This window comes from Desulfovibrio intestinalis, from assembly GCF_014202345.1.
Taxonomy (GTDB): domain Bacteria; phylum Desulfobacterota; class Desulfovibrionia; order Desulfovibrionales; family Desulfovibrionaceae; genus Desulfovibrio; species Desulfovibrio intestinalis.
Genome location: NZ_JACHGO010000001.1, coordinates 20,562 through 36,661 on the forward strand (window position 1 = coordinate 20,562; position 16,100 = coordinate 36,661).

At 53.5% G+C, this 16,100-nt stretch carries 12 protein-coding genes; 4 read left to right on the forward strand and 8 right to left on the reverse strand.

Translation table 11 applies throughout. The annotated features are described in order from the left end of the window. The first annotated feature begins 17 nt into the window (after nt 1-17). A complete protein-coding gene (locus HNQ38_RS00080) occupies nt 18-1,277 on the forward strand; it encodes a glycosyltransferase (RefSeq protein WP_246387911.1) in 1,260 nt (419 codons plus the stop codon). Between the two features lie 314 nt (nt 1,278-1,591). Here HNQ38_RS00080 and HNQ38_RS00085 read toward each other — a convergent pair whose 3' ends face one another. Next, nucleotides 1,592-4,381 (reverse strand): EAL domain-containing protein, encoded by a 2,790-nt coding sequence (locus HNQ38_RS00085; RefSeq protein WP_183717068.1) that lies wholly within the window; start codon nt 4,379-4,381, stop codon nt 1,592-1,594. Nucleotides 4,382-5,378: 997 nt separating this feature from the next. Here HNQ38_RS00085 and HNQ38_RS00090 point away from each other — a divergent pair. Continuing rightward, nucleotides 5,379-5,696: a helix-turn-helix domain-containing protein gene (locus tag HNQ38_RS00090; protein WP_183717070.1), complete on the forward strand. Its 318-nt coding sequence runs from the start codon at nt 5,379-5,381 to the stop codon at nt 5,694-5,696. 59 nt (nt 5,697-5,755) lie between these two features. Here the strand turns inward: HNQ38_RS00090 and HNQ38_RS00095 are convergent, their stop codons facing one another. Further along, nucleotides 5,756-6,868 (reverse strand): pyridoxal-phosphate-dependent aminotransferase family protein, encoded by a 1,113-nt coding sequence (locus tag HNQ38_RS00095; protein ID WP_183717072.1) that lies wholly within the window; start codon nt 6,866-6,868, stop codon nt 5,756-5,758. A 300-nt stretch (nt 6,869-7,168) separates the two neighbouring features. Here HNQ38_RS00095 and HNQ38_RS00100 point away from each other — a divergent pair, with 300 nt between their 5' ends. Beyond that, nucleotides 7,169-8,548, forward strand: coding sequence for an amino acid permease (locus HNQ38_RS00100; RefSeq protein WP_183717074.1), 1,380 nt, complete (start codon nt 7,169-7,171; stop codon nt 8,546-8,548). Between the two features lie 335 nt (nt 8,549-8,883). Next, nucleotides 8,884-9,777, forward strand: a complete 894-nt coding sequence (locus tag HNQ38_RS00105) for a DMT family transporter (RefSeq protein ID WP_183717076.1) — start codon at nt 8,884-8,886, stop codon at nt 9,775-9,777. A gap of 92 nt (nt 9,778-9,869) precedes the next feature. Here the strand turns inward: HNQ38_RS00105 and HNQ38_RS00110 are convergent, their stop codons facing one another. The 6 genes from HNQ38_RS00110 to anfD all read right to left on the reverse strand — a co-directional run bounded on the left by HNQ38_RS00110 (nt 9,870) and on the right by anfD (nt 16,096). Further along, complete coding sequence (locus tag HNQ38_RS00110; protein WP_246387912.1) at nt 9,870-11,444, reverse strand: sigma-54-dependent Fis family transcriptional regulator; 1,575 nt, start codon at nt 11,442-11,444, stop codon at nt 9,870-9,872. A 136-nt stretch (nt 11,445-11,580) separates the two neighbouring features. Beyond that, nucleotides 11,581-12,048, reverse strand: a complete 468-nt coding sequence (locus HNQ38_RS00115; RefSeq protein ID WP_183717080.1) for a pyridoxamine 5'-phosphate oxidase family protein — start codon at nt 12,046-12,048, stop codon at nt 11,581-11,583. Nucleotides 12,049-12,125: 77 nt separating this feature from the next. Next, complete coding sequence (locus HNQ38_RS00120) at nt 12,126-12,704, reverse strand: gamma-glutamylcyclotransferase family protein (RefSeq protein ID WP_183717082.1); 579 nt, start codon at nt 12,702-12,704, stop codon at nt 12,126-12,128. Between the two features lie 55 nt (nt 12,705-12,759). Continuing rightward, nucleotides 12,760-14,148, reverse strand: a complete 1,389-nt coding sequence (gene anfK, locus HNQ38_RS00125; protein WP_183717084.1) for a Fe-only nitrogenase subunit beta — start codon at nt 14,146-14,148, stop codon at nt 12,760-12,762. Between the two features lie 28 nt (nt 14,149-14,176). After that, on the reverse strand, nt 14,177-14,530 hold the full coding sequence (gene anfG, locus HNQ38_RS00130; RefSeq protein ID WP_183717086.1) for a Fe-only nitrogenase subunit delta: 354 nt from the start codon (nt 14,528-14,530) through the stop codon (nt 14,177-14,179). Between the two features lie 15 nt (nt 14,531-14,545). Further along, a complete protein-coding gene (anfD, locus tag HNQ38_RS00135) occupies nt 14,546-16,096 on the reverse strand; it encodes a nitrogenase iron-iron protein, alpha chain (RefSeq protein ID WP_183717088.1) in 1,551 nt (516 codons plus the stop codon). Nucleotides 16,097-16,100: the final 4 nt, after the last annotated feature.

Consider the following 16,100-nt stretch of genomic DNA (forward strand, 5'->3'; position numbering starts at 1 on the left):
ACATGAGATTATTGTTTTTGAATTCAGTCTTCCCCGGTCGGTTCCGCTCGCTCGCACAAGCATTTGGGGCCATACGCGACAATACCGTCCTTTTTTTGGCAGAATCGGGCCAAAAAACGACCATACCTGGCGTGCGTCGCCTGCGCCTCGCTCCACCTGCCTCTTATGAAAGCGATGACCCTGCGGAAAGGGAAATTGTTACACGGCTCCGGCGTGGCGCAAGGGCAGGCAATGCCCTGCTTGCCCTGCGCAAGGAAGGCTTTTCGCCCGACATCATCTGCGCTTCGGCCAGTATGGGCGGTAGCTTCTATGTGCGCGACATTTTTCCTAAAACCTTCTATGTGGGACAGGCAGACTGGTTTTATACACAGGGTGAGAGCCACTGTTTTTTCACACGCGGCAAGCCCCGGCCCGCAGCTGATTTTGCTCCTGCCCGAGTGGCCAACCTGTGGGAATACAACGCCCTCGGCGAGTGCGATCTGGCTGTGACATCGTCCCTTTGGCAGCGTTCGCAGTATCCCGATTTCCTGGCCAAAAAGCTCCATGTGGTGCACAGCGGCATCAATACCCGGTTCTTTTCACCCCTGGAAGATCAGGAAGAGCGCAGTGGGGAGCTTGTCAGCTTTTTTGGCCCGCCACACGACGCTGCGCGCGGCTTTCAGCAGTTCAAAGACTGCTTGCCCCGTTTGCTTGAGCAAAGGCCCAATTGCCTCGTGCTTTTGTCCTGGCTGGAGAATTCGCAGGGTGAAGCGCGCGCCCTTCCATCAGGAAGGGCTGAAGAAGAGGCCACGCGCAGCGTGGACAGCCTGAATCTGCCGCCAGAGCAAAGGGTTCGCGTGCATGTGCTTGGTCCCAGGCCGCTGAAGGAATACCGCGAGCTTTTACGGGCCTCTACCGTGCACGTTTATCTTGCGGCCCCGCATGCACTGACGACAGGGCTTCTTGAGGGCATGGCTTGTGGCGCGCTGATCGTTGGTTCTGATACGCCGCCTGTGCGCGAGATCATACGCGACGGGGTCAATGGTTTTTTATGCGATTTTTGGGATGCAGAAGCCATGTCGGCCAAGGTGGTTGCAACGCTGGAAAATGCTTCGACCCTGGATCATGTGCGCTCCAATGCCCAGCAGACCATTCTGCGGGAATACGACGGGGAAGTGCAGACACGGCGGCTCATGAGCCTCATACTGCACAGTATGGATCAAGAGAAATCTGACGGTAAGCCCGAAGCCAGCAAGAAAGATGTTTCTGACGAACAAGACGGAGCAAGCAAAGTATAGCCGCATTTTGGGCGGTGACGATGCTCCCCGGTTTTTACCTGTTCTATAGCGGGCGTCGGGGGGTTCTGCTTTTGCGTTCACGGTTGCGGTTGCGGTTGTGGGCATAAACTATGCGGTTTTGAAGCCTCTTCGCTTTGGTATGCTTTGGCGGCTGCGTGGGCAGACGCTGCATGCTGCGTTAGCCCTTCGTGCATCGTGCCGTGCGCGCAGGGCGGCTATTTGTTTGCGCAGGTGAACGCGGAAACAACAGTACCGTGATTTTGAGAATGCATATTCTCAAAATGGGTCCACAATTCTGTGCCTGGTCAGAGATTCTAGGCTATCAGCATGGCCAGGCGGGCCTCAAATTCGTGCTCTGGTTCTGGCACGGCATAGTAGAAACCTTGTGCCTTGAAGCAGCCAAGCCGCATAAGAATGGCGGCCTGATCCGCTGTTTCCACCCCTTCGCAAATAACGGCCATCTCCAGTTCAAGGGCAAGCCTGATGATGCTGCTAAGCACAATTTGCGCTCTTTGCCCGGGAAGATCGCGTTGCACAAAGCTGCGGTCGATTTTGATAACATCGGCGTTGAGCATTTGCACAAGGCCCAGTGAAGAATAGCCCGAGCCAAAGTCGTCAATGGCCGTTTTAAAGCCGTACTGTTTTAACTGAATCAGGCGCAGCCATGTGGCTTCGGGATTTTTCATGATAGCGCTTTCAGTTATTTCCACTTCAAGCATTTCGTGAGGAATAGAGTACCGCTCGGCAATTTCGGCCAATTGCCGGGGGAATTCTGGCCGGTCAAAGTGCAGGCGGGAAAAATTGCATGAAACCGTGTGCAGGGGCAAATTACGCAGCCGCCAGCTTTGCATGGTTTTGCAGACCTGCTCAAAGATGTGCAGGTCGATGTCCATTACAAGTCCGTTTCGCTCAAACAAGGGGATAAAGCTGCCGGGCATGAGCAAGCCGTGAACAGGATGATTCCAGCGTGCCAGCGCTTCGCTGCCAATGATGGCTCCTGTGCGCATATCCACCTTGGCCTGATACCAGGGCACCAGCTCACCGTCTTTAAGCGCTGTTTCGAGCCTGCCGTTCAATTCCTGATGCAGCAGGGCTTCCTGGCGCATGTGCTCGTCATAAAACAATAAGGGCATGTTTCCGTTACGTTTGGCTTCACGGCGGGCATAGTTGGCAAGATCCAGCATAAGCTGTACATCACGGCCCTCGGCGCGGCTAACGGCATATGCGCCGTAGACCGTGCTGATTTTGTACGGCATTTCCTGCTTCTGGCGCCAGATGTCCAGTGCATCATCCATCTGGCGCAAACGCGCCGCCAGGTTCTCCCACCCCTCATCACGTAAAAGCAGCACATACATATCTGCAGAAATGCGCGCGCAAAGTTCATTGTCGCCAACATTGCGCTGCAAAATATCCGCATAGGTGCACAGCAGTTGGTCGCCGGTGGAAAAACCGAATTGGTCGTTGATTGTTTTGAACTGGCTGATGTCGCCAAACAGCATCGCATAGCCCTTGCCGCCGGCGCTTGCGAGAAGCGAGGCGCAGTCGAGCCGAAACTTGTAGAGGTTGGAAAGGCCTGTGAGCGTGTCGCGGTGAAGCAGCATCTGAATGCGCCTGTTGCTGCTCGATTTTATGGCAAGGTTGATTCCCAGAAGCATGGTAATGACCGAAAAAAACAGCATCAGTGCACTGAAAGAGGCAAGGGGGTATTGGGCAATGAATTCCGTAAGAGTGGTTTCTCGGCTGGGTACGCTGTGTTTCAGCACGAGGTCGTCAATCTGCTCTACGGGCAAAAATTGCAGACTTTTGTCTAGCACAGCAAACAGCCTTGGGTCGGCCTGACGTGAAATGCCTACTCTGAGGTCGCTGCCATAACTGTCAACCGGGCTTATGACCAAGCCAGCATAATGGGAATTTTTGACCAGATAGTTGGCTGTATAGATGTTGGAATAGGCAACATCCGCCTCATTACTGAGAATGGCGTCCAGGCAATCACTTAGCGTGGCGTAGTAGCGTATTGTTTTGTCAGGGTTGTTTTCCGCAATATGAGCTGAAAGCAGGTAGCCACGTTGCAGGGCTATGCGCTGTGTCTGGCCGGGTTTGTCGCGGCTGATCTGGGCAATTGCCGTTCGCAGGTAGGGCCTTGTTGTGCGAACCTGCAGTTTCTTGTCCCACAGGAAGCTTCCGGGCAGAGCTGCTACGGCATCAATTTCGCCGCCCGTGACCATACTCAGGGCCCTGTCCTGATGCATGGGGACAAATTGAAACTTGAGGCCTGTCATTTGCTGGATTCTATGGAAGACATCTGCAATTATTCCATAAAACTCATGCGTTTCTGGGTGTTTATAGGTGAGAGGGGCCCACGTGGGATCGTAGGCCACGGTGATGGTGCCAGCCTCTCGCAGGTATGCCTGCTCTTCAGGAGTAAAAACAGGGAGCTTTGCTATATTGGTTGACAGGTATTTGCCGTAAAGATCTTGTCCGTAGGATGGATTGCGCAGCATGATTTTCTCAAGGCCATCATTCAGGCGAGCGAGAATTTCAGGTTTGCTGCGGTTTACGGCAATATAAAAAGGCTCCGGCGAAAACTGGGCAACCACCCGAAAGGGGCTGTGTTTGCCTAGATTGCTAACGCCCACACCGTCCAATTCTTTATCGTGAAGGGCTTGCAGCATGGACTGCATGTCAATGTAGGGGGTCAGAATCATGCGCAAGCCGTGCTCACGAATGAACGCTTCTAGGGCGGGCACATTTTTGGTGTTGGCCACCACGCCCACACGCATGCCATCAAGGGCGGCATGGTTTTCAAAGCTGTAGCGCGAGTCGTCATCCCTGACGCTGATCGTCATGAATGAGTTGGCGAGAGGCAGGTTGGGAAAGAGCATCTTTTCGGCACGTTCTGGCGTGAAAAAGACGCAAGGCAAAAGGTCTATCTGGTCGCGTTCAAGCATTTGAAGACTGCGGGTCCAGTTGCCGCAATCCACGACCTTATAGCGCATTCCTGTTGTTCTGGAAATTTCCTGCAGGAACTCAAAAATAAGTCCCTGGTACTGCCCGCTACGGGCTCGATACATGTAGTCGCCAAATTCAAAAAAACCGACACGCACAGGATTATCCTGAGCGTGGGCACGGGGACAGTAAAATAAACAAAGCAGAGCCGCAATGATCAGTAAATGGGCTCTGAACTGAAACATCTTCATGTGCGCTTTCCTCAGGTTTCGCAGATCATTAGGGAAGCGTTTGTCCGATGCTACAGAAGCATACCACTTCGCACAGTGGATTTTGGTAGAGGCAGCGCGGCCGTCTTTTTATAGCTTATCCTATTGCTATCTAAACCGCTAGGGCTCAGGGGCAACAATCGCGCAAACCAGGTCATATACGCCAGCTATTTGTCATTTGATAGACAAAGAAGACGTAGGATTGGCCAGCAAATATTGAATGATGAATCACTCTACATGTATTGGATTATTGATGCAAGTATCAATTCACCATTATGCACAGATTGGCAGGTGAATCTGGATGTGGCACGGTCATTTTTCTATATAATATACTGATATTAAATGAAAAAATTGTTTAAATGCGCGGGATTCAATAGTGGAACGATAATACTGACAGTTCGCATTTTTGGTTATCAATAGGTCTTGGAAAGAACTAAGCATGTTTTTTTATATACTGATGTGAGAATATGTAATTAATCATTTTGATATATATATGAAATACCAAAGTTGCGGAGGTGTATTTATATAGTATTTTTACTCTCTTTGTGTTCAACTACAAATTGTTTAATAATCTTATGATACTCATATCTGTTTTTTTGCCTATTGATATATATATTATAATATTGGTAGTATATGGAGTGTATTGTTGTTGTATCATATGTAGTTTTGATATCTATTTATTTATAAATTTATTATTGGCAAGGCATGTAAATGTTTTTTGAAAGAAAATGACAGGAATGTTGGGAGTATGAATATGATAAAAACTGGATTATGCGGCAATAGCTGCTCACACAAGACGCTTGAAAAAAAGAAAGTGTACTATAGTACTCAATTTATGAGTACTATAGCGCATGTTCATCGGCCAAAATTGGTGTAATTAATACTCATGAAAGTATATCCATACCTTTCGAGCGCCATAGCCAGGGTGATTGAGGCCTTGCGGGCAGAGCGCGGCATGACCAAGTCGTCGCTAGCTGACTTTGCTTGTCTTGAGAGGCGCTATTTGCGTGACATTGAACGGGAACTGAAAAAGCCGACAGTCAATGCCATCTATTCCATTTGCGAAGCCTTGCGGGTGCAGCCGGAAGATTTTTTCAGGCGGGTATCGGAGGAGATAGAGAAGAGGAAGAACAGTGAGCGGCGTGTCGCTTCCATCAACAAGGCTATGTCAGCCAAGGCTCAGAGCGATGAAGAAAAAGTTTGAGCCCAGAAGAAGCGGGCGGCAGCCAATGACCGCCGCCCGCAAGGGATGTTTGTATTACGCTATTTGCTGATGCAGGTGCGAATGGCCGTGAGCAGTTTGTCAATTGCTTCGGGCCGCGCGCCTTCGCCCATAACGCCCACGCGGAGCACCTTGCCCGCAAGGGCACCCAGCCCGCCAGCAACTTCAATCTTGTGCTTTTCACGCAGGCAGCCCCTGAGAGCATTGGCATCCACGCCAGCCGGGGGCACAAAAAGGTTCACCTGCGGAGCCGCGCCTTCCTTGACATAAAGGCTGAAACCCATATCTGACAAGCCGTCCACCAGGCGCTGATGCATGGCCTTATGCCGCGCAAATGCAGCGTCCAGCCCTTCAGTCAGCAGATTGTCCAAAGCCTGATGCAGACCATAGTACATATTGATGGGGGCGGTGTGGTGGTATACGCGCGGCGAGCCTTCCCAGTACTTGCGGATCAGGGATACATCCAGATACCAGTTGGGCACCTTGTTCTTGCGTTTGCTCATGGCGTCCATTGCGGCCTCAGAAAATGAGGCGGGCGCAAGACCGGGAGGAACTGAAAGGCATTTTTGCGAGCCGCTGTAAAAGGCATCAATCCCCCAGTTGTCCACCTGCACATCCACGCCGCCCAGACCGGCAACGCTGTCCACCAGGTAAAGCGTGTCGCTGCCCTTGACCAGTTCGCCTATTTCGGCAACGGGGTTGTTCACACCTGTAGATGTTTCGGCGTGTACCACGGCCAAAATCTTGTAATGTTTCTTCGCCAGTTGCGCCTTGACGTCTTCAATCTTTACCGGAGTGCCCCAGGGACTTTCCACAACGTCCACTTCGGCGCCAAGGCGCGAAGCCACTTCCACCATGCGGGAGCTGAATACGCCGTTGTTGACCACAAGCACGGCGTCGCCGGGCTCTATCAGATTGACAAAGCTTGTCTCCATACCGGCAGAACCCGTACCCGAGATGGGAAAGGTCACTGCGTTTTCGGTTTTGCACACGGCGCGCAGCTGGTCTTGAAGGGCATCCATAACTTTGATGCAATCTGGATCAAGGTGGCCGAGCGTGGGCAGGCTCATGGCCTGAAGAACATTGGGGGCAACAGGACTGGGGCCGGGGGCCATCAGCAGAACATGGTCAAGCGTTCCCAAAACTGTACTCATGGCAATCTCCTGTGGTTGACGACAGATATCCGTTTCGACTGGTTGTACGGCCTTCTTTCTAGATTGGCCGCAGTGTTACCCTGTGGCTTAAAAAATTTCTTTTTCAAATAATTTTTACGATACTGACGCGCATCTGTCTAGTGGGATGGCGGACTTTTTGTATGCTGTCAAAAAAATTTCAGTAGGACAATCGCCACTCCAGCGGTATCAGGGTGGCTTGCGTAGCCCATACAATCTTTTCAAAATTTCGGAATGCTGCTATGGCTTCCCGAATCATTATAAATAACCTAAGGGCCAGGTATGAAAAAAGACACACAAGAGCTGCATCGTGCCTTGAAAAACAGGCACATCCAACTGATTGCCCTGGGCGGAGCCATTGGCACGGGCCTCTTTCTCGGGTCTGCGGGCACAATTCAAATGGCCGGCCCTGCCGTAATTTTGAGTTATGCTATCGGTGGATTTATCGCGTTTTTGATAATGCGGCAGCTCGGTGAAATGATGGCTCAAGAGCCCGTTGCAGGATCTTTCAGCAACCTTGCCTACAAATACTGGGGTGAATTTCCCGGTCTGCTTTCTGGCTGGAACTACTGGATACTGTATGTTCTGGTGGGCATGTCCGAGCTCACGGCTGTGGCAGTGTATGTGCAGTACTGGTTTCCTAGTATTGAACCGTGGCAAACCACAGCTTTTTTCTTCCTTCTCATCAATGGCATTAACCTGGCGCAGGTGAGCATTTTTGGTGAAATGGAATTTTGGTTCGCCTCCATCAAGGTGGCGGCCATTGTTGCCATGATTGCTCTGGGCACTTTTTTGTTAGTGTCCGGCAATGCCGGGCCAGAGGCGGCCGTCAGCAACTTGTGGGAATATGGCGGCTTTTTTGCCAGAGGGTGGGGCGGTGTCTTCACGTCTTTGGCTGTGGTGAGTTTTTCCTTTGGCGGTCTTGAGCTGGTGGGCATTGCGGCGGCGGAAACGTCCAATCCGCAGAAAACCATTCCCAAGGCTGTTAACCAGCTTATCTACCGCATTCTTATCTTTTACATTGGCGCACTCACCGTATTGCTGACCCTGTACCCCTGGAACAAGCTTGGCGGGTCTGTGGACAAAAGCCATTGGGCAGAGGCTATGGTTGCCAGTCCCTTTGTGCAGATTTTTGATCTTATCGGAATTCCTTCAGCAGCGCATGTGCTTAACTTTGTGGTGCTGACTGCGGCGCTTTCAGTGTACAACAGCTGTGTGTACTGCAACAGCCGCATGCTTTACGGTCTGGCGCTTCAGGGCAACGCGCCCAAGGCTCTGGCCAAGGTGAGCGCCAGGGGGGTGCCGGTTTACGCCCTGATGATTTCCTCGGGCGCAACGCTGTTGTGCGTGGTGTTGAACTATTTTATGCCAGCCCAGGCCCTTGGCATGCTCATGGCTCTGGTGGTGGCGGCGCTTGTTATCAACTGGGCAATGATAAGCCTGACGCATATGAAATTTCGGGCCGCCAAAGTTAAGGCTGGTGAAAAGATCGTTTTCAAGGCGTTCTGGTATCCGCTGTCCAACTATCTCTGCCTGCTTTTTATGGTCGTCGTGCTTGTGGTGCTGACACAGATCGGCATGGAAAGTTCAGTCAAAGCAGTTCCTGTGTGGCTGCTTTTGGTATGGGCTGGATACAAGGCGAAGAAAAAATACAATCTGTAATACGACCTGTGCCGGGGCCGTAACGCGCCCCGCACTGTAAAAGCCTGGCCAAGCCTGGCTGCTGAAAGGGGATCGGTTTTTACCGGTTCCCTTTTATGCTGGCGCGGGCTAGAATACCACAGTTGGGGGCAAGGTCTTCCAAACTGCATTGATTACCAGACAATATTGGCAGTTGTGCTGGATTTACGATGAAGAATACGTATCGCCAATATTGTTGAAGACGTGACTTCGATATTTTATCAACTCGGCTCATTACTGTAACGCAACAACGGTTGCAGATGGGTTGAAGCATTTATTGCAGACGTATTTGAAAAGGGGAGTAGGGATTCAGTACCATGCAGGACAGAAAGATTTTTCAACTCAGCCAGGGGGAATGGGCTCTGGTTGGCGTGACCATGATTTGGGGCACGACGTTTCTTATCATTCGCAATGCCCTGGACGTTACAGGGCCGCTGTTTTTTGTGGGCTTGCGCTTTGGATCAGCGGCGCTGGCCCTTATTCTCATTTCCTTACCTATCCTGCGCGGGCTTACCCTGCACGAACTTTTTGCCGGATTCATTATCGGCGTCGCACTTCTTGGCAGCTACGGGTTGCAGACATTCGGGCTTATTTCCATTGCCGCCAGCAAGTCAGCTTTTATAACGGCCTTTTATGTGCCAGCGGTGCCCATCCTGCAGTGGGTATTTATGAAGCGACGGCCCGGCCTGATGGCATGGCTTGGCATAGGTTGCGCACTGGTGGGGCTGATATTGCTGGCCGGGCCTGACGACGTCTCACCTGGGTTCAGTATGGGCGAATTTCTTACGTTGCTGGGTGCCGTGGCCTGCGCGCTTGAAATTTTGTTTATTGGCTACTTTGCGGGATCCGTGAATGTACGCAGGGTGACTGTTGTGCAAGTGGCCGTAACCTCTATTTTGAGTTTCAGCCTGATGCCGGTTGCGGGAGAATCCGTGCCGGAATTTTCCTGGCTGCTTGTATGCAGCGCCTGCGGTCTTGGCCTTGCCACAGCGCTGATCCAACTGGTTATGAACTGGGCGCAGAAAAGTATTTCGCCCACCCGCGCCACCCTTATTTACGCAGGTGAACCTGTGTGGGCGGCGGTTTTTGGCCGCATGGCCGGAGAACGATTGCCTTTTCTTGGGCTTGTGGGCGGCGCGCTTGTGGTGGCGGGCGTTCTTATAAGCAGCCTGCGCCCGCGCCGGGGAAAGGATGAAAAAACGGCTTCGTAGTTTTGACGGATACGCAAAATTGAAAAAATTGCATGGGGTCAAATCGGCAGACTGTAGCGTGTTTTTTGCGCTGTAAAGGATTTCGCCGTCTTTTACGCGCTCACGCGAAACTGTTTGTAATTTAGGTTGAAGCGCTTCATGCGCAGCCCCATTGTGCGCCGCGTAAGCCCCAGAGCTTCGGCGGCCTTGCTCATGTTGCCCTGGCATCTGCGCAGGGTTTCCACCAGCATATCGTATTCAATGGACGCCAGCCTGTTTTCCAGATTGGGGGGCTGCCCTTTACCGGAGGATGTTTGCGGCTGCAAAGATAGTGGCAGGTCGTGGGCATGCAAAATTTCGTCTTCAGCCAGAATCACCGCGCGGTGAATGACGTTTTCAAGCTCACGCACATTGCCGGGCCAGTTGTGCCGCACCAGCAAGTTCATTGCTGATGTGGCGATGCCCGTAATGTTTTTCTCCGCCTCTTTGGCATAGTAGTTCATGAAGTATTCGGCCAGGGCGATCACGTCGTCTCCGCGCTGGCGAAGCGGGGGAATCATGACGGGAAAGACGTTCAGGCGGTAGTATAGATCTTCGCGAAAAGCGCCTTGAGCCACCATTTCGGAAAGATCGCGGTTGGTTGCGGCAATGATGCGGATATCGACGGAGATGCTGCGGTTGCCGCCCACACGCTCAAACTGGCGCTCTTGCAGCAGGCGCAGCAGTTTGGCCTGCACGGGCAGCGAGAGTTCGCCCACTTCGTCCAGAAAAATAGTGCCGCCGTCAGCCTCTTCAAAGCGTCCCTTGCGAAAACTGGCCCCTGTGAATGAGCCTTTTTCATGACCAAAAAGCTCGCTTTCCACGATGCTTTCGGGCAGGGCGGCACAGTTACATTTGATGAAGGGGCCGCCGGGCCGCAGGCCGCCATAATGCAGGGCATTGGCTACCATTTCCTTGCCCACGCCACTTTCACCCAGCAAGAGTACAGTCACCCTGGTGGGTGAAGCCTTGTGGATAAGCTCATAAACTTCCTGCATGGGGCGGGAGATACCGATCATATTATCGGGATGAAACCGCTCCTTCAGGTCACTGAGCAACAGGCGCGTGCGTTTTTCCCATTCCACACGGTCTATGTTTTCCACAAGGTACAGCTCAACGGCATGAGCCAGCATCTGGGCCATAACGCTTAAAATGTTCACATGCTTGCGTAGTGCCTCATCACTCTGGTACAGGCGGCTTGCGCTGATGGCGCCCAGAACCTTGCGGCCCAGGTGGATGGGCACGCAGATAAAGGACATGTCCTTATCGCTGTCCAGCATGATGGTTCCGGTGCGGTTCAGAAAGTCCGGTTCGCTGCCGATGCGCCGCAGGACAATGGGCGTGGCATTTTCCACTACCTTGCCGGTGATGCCTTCGCCGACGTGATATACCCCCCTGTCTTGCTCTGAGGGGGTCATGCCCATGCTGCGGTAGGCAAAAACGTGCCCTGATTCCCTGTGCAGCAGGTTTATGGTGGCGCGCTGCATGCCCATATGCCGCCGCATGTAGGACAACAGACTGTCCAGGGCCGCCACAATGTCATTCTGCTCGGAAAGCAGTTTACCTACCCGCAGGAGCAGGGTGATGATTTTTCCCCTGCACCCGTCAGCCTCGCACTGAAGCTCTGCGTCATATTGTTCGACACACATGAGAAACCGAACCATCTTTCAGGGTAAGTAGCGGTCTGCGCGGCTTTGGCCTTACATGGCTTTGTTCGCGCCCGCGCCGCCCACAAGCACAGTTCCTTACGGAACCTCTTTATATCCGTGTATCCCTGCCCCGAAGCTAGGCATAGTACTTCCCGGTAATTTCAATAATGGTGATCTCAACCACGGCCGTCATTTGCAGCATGCTGGCCGGAAAACTTTTGCCGCTGTGCTGCGGTGTATACTTGGCTACGATGGCTTCAAGGGCGCGGATTTTCTGGTCCAAAGAATCCACGGTTGCGGCTCTGCCCGTGATGATGACGCTTTGATACTCTGTGTTGGTATCGCACGGAGTTTCGGCCTGGATGTAGCTGTACCCGCCTTCAATTTCAAAGCAGACTTTGGGATAGGCGACAAGATTGGCGAGCTTGCGGCCCTTTGCCAAACCGTGAAAGTATATGCTGTCGTCAAGATGGACGAAGTGTACGGGCGTTACATAGGGAAAGCCCTTTTCGTCCACAGTGCCAAGATGCCCCACATGGGCCTTGTCCAGAAGGGCTACGATCTGATCTGCCGTGAGCTGGTGTTCCTTCATGCGCGCCTGCATGGGCTCTCCTTTGAATTTCTGAACGTTTGCCCTTGCCTGAAGGGGGCGTGCCGGGCAGAGGGTCAGACCACCTGACCTTACCCGGCACACTCACGGCAGGTAGCTTCCACCAGAACGCCGCGCAGCTGTTTTTCCGCGCGGGGAACTTCATAGCGCGCGGGCGTGCTTTCCATAGTTTCCAGAATTTGCAGATACCGGGGCGGCAGGGCTCGTTGGCGGGCCGCCTCCATAATGAACGCCATATATTCGCTGCTGGGTGGCACAGGCTTGCCGAGCACATCCTTTTTGTACAGCACTGCCGCATGCTCATTGCCTGCGCCGTCGAGCAAAAGCACGGGGTAATGAAAATAAACTCCGCCGCCGTCCAGCCGCGCATGCCCCCACATGTCCAGGCTCAGGCTGTCGCCGAAGCTCAGCTCGTACAGTACGCCCCAAACTTCGCGCCCCGGGGCCGGAACGACGGTTTCCATACCGCCGTCCCAAACCCTGTTGCGCCCATAAAAAGCCAGCTTGTGATCTGCCAGGCAGGCGGTGCAGACCGCGTGGGGCGCGGTGCAGCGTGTGCCGACCTGGGCGGGATGCATATTGGAGCCGTAGGCGAAGTAGTACTGCTTGTCCTTGCGCCCGTAGCGGTCAAAGCTGGCGGTGATATCCATAACTGTATGTCCGTACTGAAGGTGATTGCTTTGAATGCGCGATGGTGCGAACCGTCTACCAGACGTTCAGTATCCATTCCTTGTTCTTTTTGTACTCCATATCGGTAAACAGGGTGTTGGCCATATTTTCTGCAAGCCAGGTGGCTCCGGCGTAACCCATAACCGGGTAGCGGTAGAGGCCCGCGCGGTCATAGGTGGGAAAGCCCACGCGCAGCATGGGCACGTTGTTGTCAATGGCTGCCCAGCGTCCCTTGGAGTGGCCCAGTATGAGATCCAGTTCCACTTCGCCGCGCTTCAGGCGGCCGTCCAGATCCCAGAGGTCGGCGTTGGTGACGATCTGCATGTCGAAGTCCACATTGTCTGTCATTTCTTTCAGGCGCGGGTCTTCGGCATAACGGGAGTTGTCGTCGCCAAGCAAGAGCAGCACGGGCTTCATTTCCAGATCAAGGCAGAACTGGGCCAGACCTATGACCAGATCAGGGTTGCCATAGATGGCGACCTTTTTGTCAGCCAGAAACATATGGGTAAGGTCTGCAAGGGCGTCCATAGCAATGCCGCGTTCGTGTACCAGCGCCTGCGTGATGGGTTTGCCCGTGAGTTTCTGCACGTTTTTCAAAAAAACGTCCGTATTGCGGATGCCGATGGGCGTCGGCCCGATAATGGTGGGCAGGTCGAATTCTTTTTCAAGATATTTTGCCGCCCTGCCTGTTTCATACGGGGCAAGGGCAATGGTTCCCACGGCATTGGCGGTTCCCTTGAGATCATCAATGGTGGTGCTGCCGTGGGATTTGCCTGTGCCGTCTGGCAACAGGGGCGAATCGAAACTTTCGATTTCCAGAAGCACTGTGGCGTCCACATCCATCAGACTGAGCAGGTGCTTGAGCTCCTTGACGTCGCCGGGGTTTACCCAGCCGGTAAGGAGGTTGAGTTTGCCGTTGGGTTCGCCTTTTTCGGCAAAGTGGACCACAAAATCCTTCAGTGCGATGTCATAGCCGCTGATCATGCTGCCCACGAAGCTTGGCGTATGTATTGCGATGAGATGCACTTCACGGTCTGCATATTTTTCTTTGAGCAGGCCGTTGTTAAGCTTGGTCACCACACCATCGATGTCGTCACCAATGATTTCTGTGGAACAGGTGGAGATGATGGGTACGACCTTGACGTCCGGGTAGCGCATGAGCAGCACGTCCACGGCTTCTTCCACCCGGTTGGTGGCGCCGAAGACCGCGCCGTCTTCATGCACGGAAGAGGACGCAACTTCAAAATTGTCCTTGAAATGCTGGGCAAACAGCAGGCGTACAAACATGACGCAACCCTGCCCGCCGTGGACGATACCGATGCAATCCTTGACGCCGATGCTGACATACTGCGCGCCACAGGGCTGACAGGTGAAAATGGGGTTGATGACCCCGGATCGTTCTTTTTCCATTATTTCGCAAGACATGGCTCACCTCTTCTGCTTGGACTGGTGCTCAGTACTTGGGGTCGGTCAGTTCCTGGTTCAGCGACCCGTGAATGGTCAGAAAATCCAGTCGTTTTTTGGCATCAGCCATGAACAGGCGGATATCGTCCCTGTTCATGTCTGCCAGTTCGGGGTTTTCCACGGTCAGGCCCCGTGCCATCATGACGGCGTCAACCCAGTAGCAGCGGTTCTCGGCTGTTTGCACGTCGGGCTGCTCGCCGCAGAGTATCTGCGTGGTCTGGGTCATGATGCCCTCGTTTTGCCGTTCCCTGTCCCAGGCTCGTGAGTGGAACTGCCACAGGCACTTGCGCATGATGTAGTCGACGACTTTTTCCACGTAATGATCTTTTTTTTCGGCTCCCATGTCTCTGCTCCTGCTCTACACAGCCTGTGAAAGAGGTTCGGGGTAGGGCGGGTATTCCTTGCTGCGCAACTGGGTCACACAGTCGTACTTGCCCGTATACTGGCGTTCGCCGTTTTCGTCCTTGATATCCGGGCCGGAGATGAGGCGCTGGGTCATGAATCCGCGGTCCAGAGGAAAGTCGTCCTTGCTGATATCAATGCCGGACAGCTGGTGAATGGGCGAATACACGGCATTGTATATGTCGCGGGCAAAGCGCACCCATCCTTCAAATCCCTTCCACGGGCCGTTGTGGTAGGCGTGGGCGTTCAGGTAAGGCACGCGGATTTTCTTGGCGACCTCGCCAGGACGGACGCCGGTGAAAATGATGTCCGGCTTCCACTGTTCCATTGCCTCCAGCCCTTCCAGTTCATTGGGGTCGTCAATGGCGAGGGTTCCCGGCTTGGCGCGGGCAATGCCCTTTTCGAAGTCGCCCTGGTGGCCGAACTTGGAGTAGATGGAAACAACGTCCAGGCCCATTTCTTTTTCTATGACGTGCGCCCAGTGCCACAGTTTGGAACCGCCGGGCCACAGGCAAACCTTGATGCCCTTGAGGCGCTTGGCGTACCAATCCAGCTCGGGTTTCCAGCGGGCTGTTTCTTCGTCAATGATGGCCTGGGCTTCTTTTTCAATCCCGAAGAAAAGGCCGATCTTGAGCAGCGATTCGCTGAGCATCTCGAACCCGAAACCGTCGATATCCAATCGGGGGATACCATAGCGGGTCCGCAGTTCGTTACAGATGTATTCAGCCGAGCGGGCACACTCCAGCACGTTGAGCTGGGCCTTGTGCATGCCGCGCAGGTCGTCGTAACGGCCGTTGCCCGTGAAGACCGAAAGTACCTGAATACCCATGCGGCGGAAGTAGTCGCACATAACTTCCACGTCGCCCTGGATGTTGTAGTCGCCCACATAGTTGATGACGTAGCGGCTGGTGATTTCCGGCTCATAGGTACCGACTTTCTGGTTGATCCAGGCGATGTTGATCTTGTGGTGCCCGCCGGACTGGCTGGGGCCAGCGAAGCCGGGAGAGTTGCACACAAAGATGTCCACATCGGGCATTTCTTCCATAATTTCCTGGGCAAGGGCGTTGATATCGTCGCCGATAAGAGCCGAGGCGCAGGTCTGATAGATGGTCATGCGCTTGATGTGCGGAAATGCCTTGAATGCCTCGACAATACTGTTGCGCAACTGATCTTCAGCGCCGAAGACCACGTGCTTTTCCTTCATGTCCGAGGCGAACGTATATTTGAGCTGAAAGTTGCCGTCGTCGCTGATGTACCGTTTGGTCTGCCATGTGTCGTAGGTGCAGCCCACGGGGCCGTGGCAGAGGTGGATGACGTCCTTCATTGGCGTGCCAATGACGTGCTTGGCCCCGCAGAAGGCGCATCCGCGTTCGGAAATGGTGCCGGGTATGGTGTTCAGGTAGCCCAGGGGCAGGCAGGTAGAAAGGTCGTCGTTCTCGCCCTTGACCACTGCGTGCATCTTGCGCTCAGGGATGCATTCACTGCATTTGAATAGATGGTATGGCATGGGA

Excerpts from the sequence above, each read along its gene's own strand:
- HNQ38_RS00105 (WP_183717076.1), top strand. The coding sequence starts at position 8,884 with ATGCAGGACAGAAAGATTTTTCAACTCAGCCAGGGGGAATGGGCTCTG.
- HNQ38_RS00095 (WP_183717072.1), bottom strand. The coding sequence starts at position 6,868 with ATGAGTACAGTTTTGGGAACGCTTGACCATGTTCTGCTGATGGCCCCC.
- anfG (WP_183717086.1), bottom strand. The coding sequence starts at position 14,530 with ATGGGAGCCGAAAAAAAAGATCATTACGTGGAAAAAGTCGTCGACTAC.
- HNQ38_RS00090 (WP_183717070.1), top strand. The coding sequence starts at position 5,379 with ATGAAAGTATATCCATACCTTTCGAGCGCCATAGCCAGGGTGATTGAG.
- HNQ38_RS00115 (WP_183717080.1), bottom strand. The coding sequence starts at position 12,048 with ATGCAGGCGCGCATGAAGGAACACCAGCTCACGGCAGATCAGATCGTA.
- anfD (WP_183717088.1), bottom strand. The coding sequence starts at position 16,096 with ATGCCATACCATCTATTCAAATGCAGTGAATGCATCCCTGAGCGCAAG.
- anfK (WP_183717084.1), bottom strand. The coding sequence starts at position 14,148 with ATGTCTTGCGAAATAATGGAAAAAGAACGATCCGGGGTCATCAACCCC.
- HNQ38_RS00110 (WP_246387912.1), bottom strand. The coding sequence starts at position 11,444 with ATGTGTGTCGAACAATATGACGCAGAGCTTCAGTGCGAGGCTGACGGG.
- HNQ38_RS00120 (WP_183717082.1), bottom strand. The coding sequence starts at position 12,704 with ATGGATATCACCGCCAGCTTTGACCGCTACGGGCGCAAGGACAAGCAG.
- HNQ38_RS00100 (WP_183717074.1), top strand. The coding sequence starts at position 7,169 with ATGAAAAAAGACACACAAGAGCTGCATCGTGCCTTGAAAAACAGGCAC.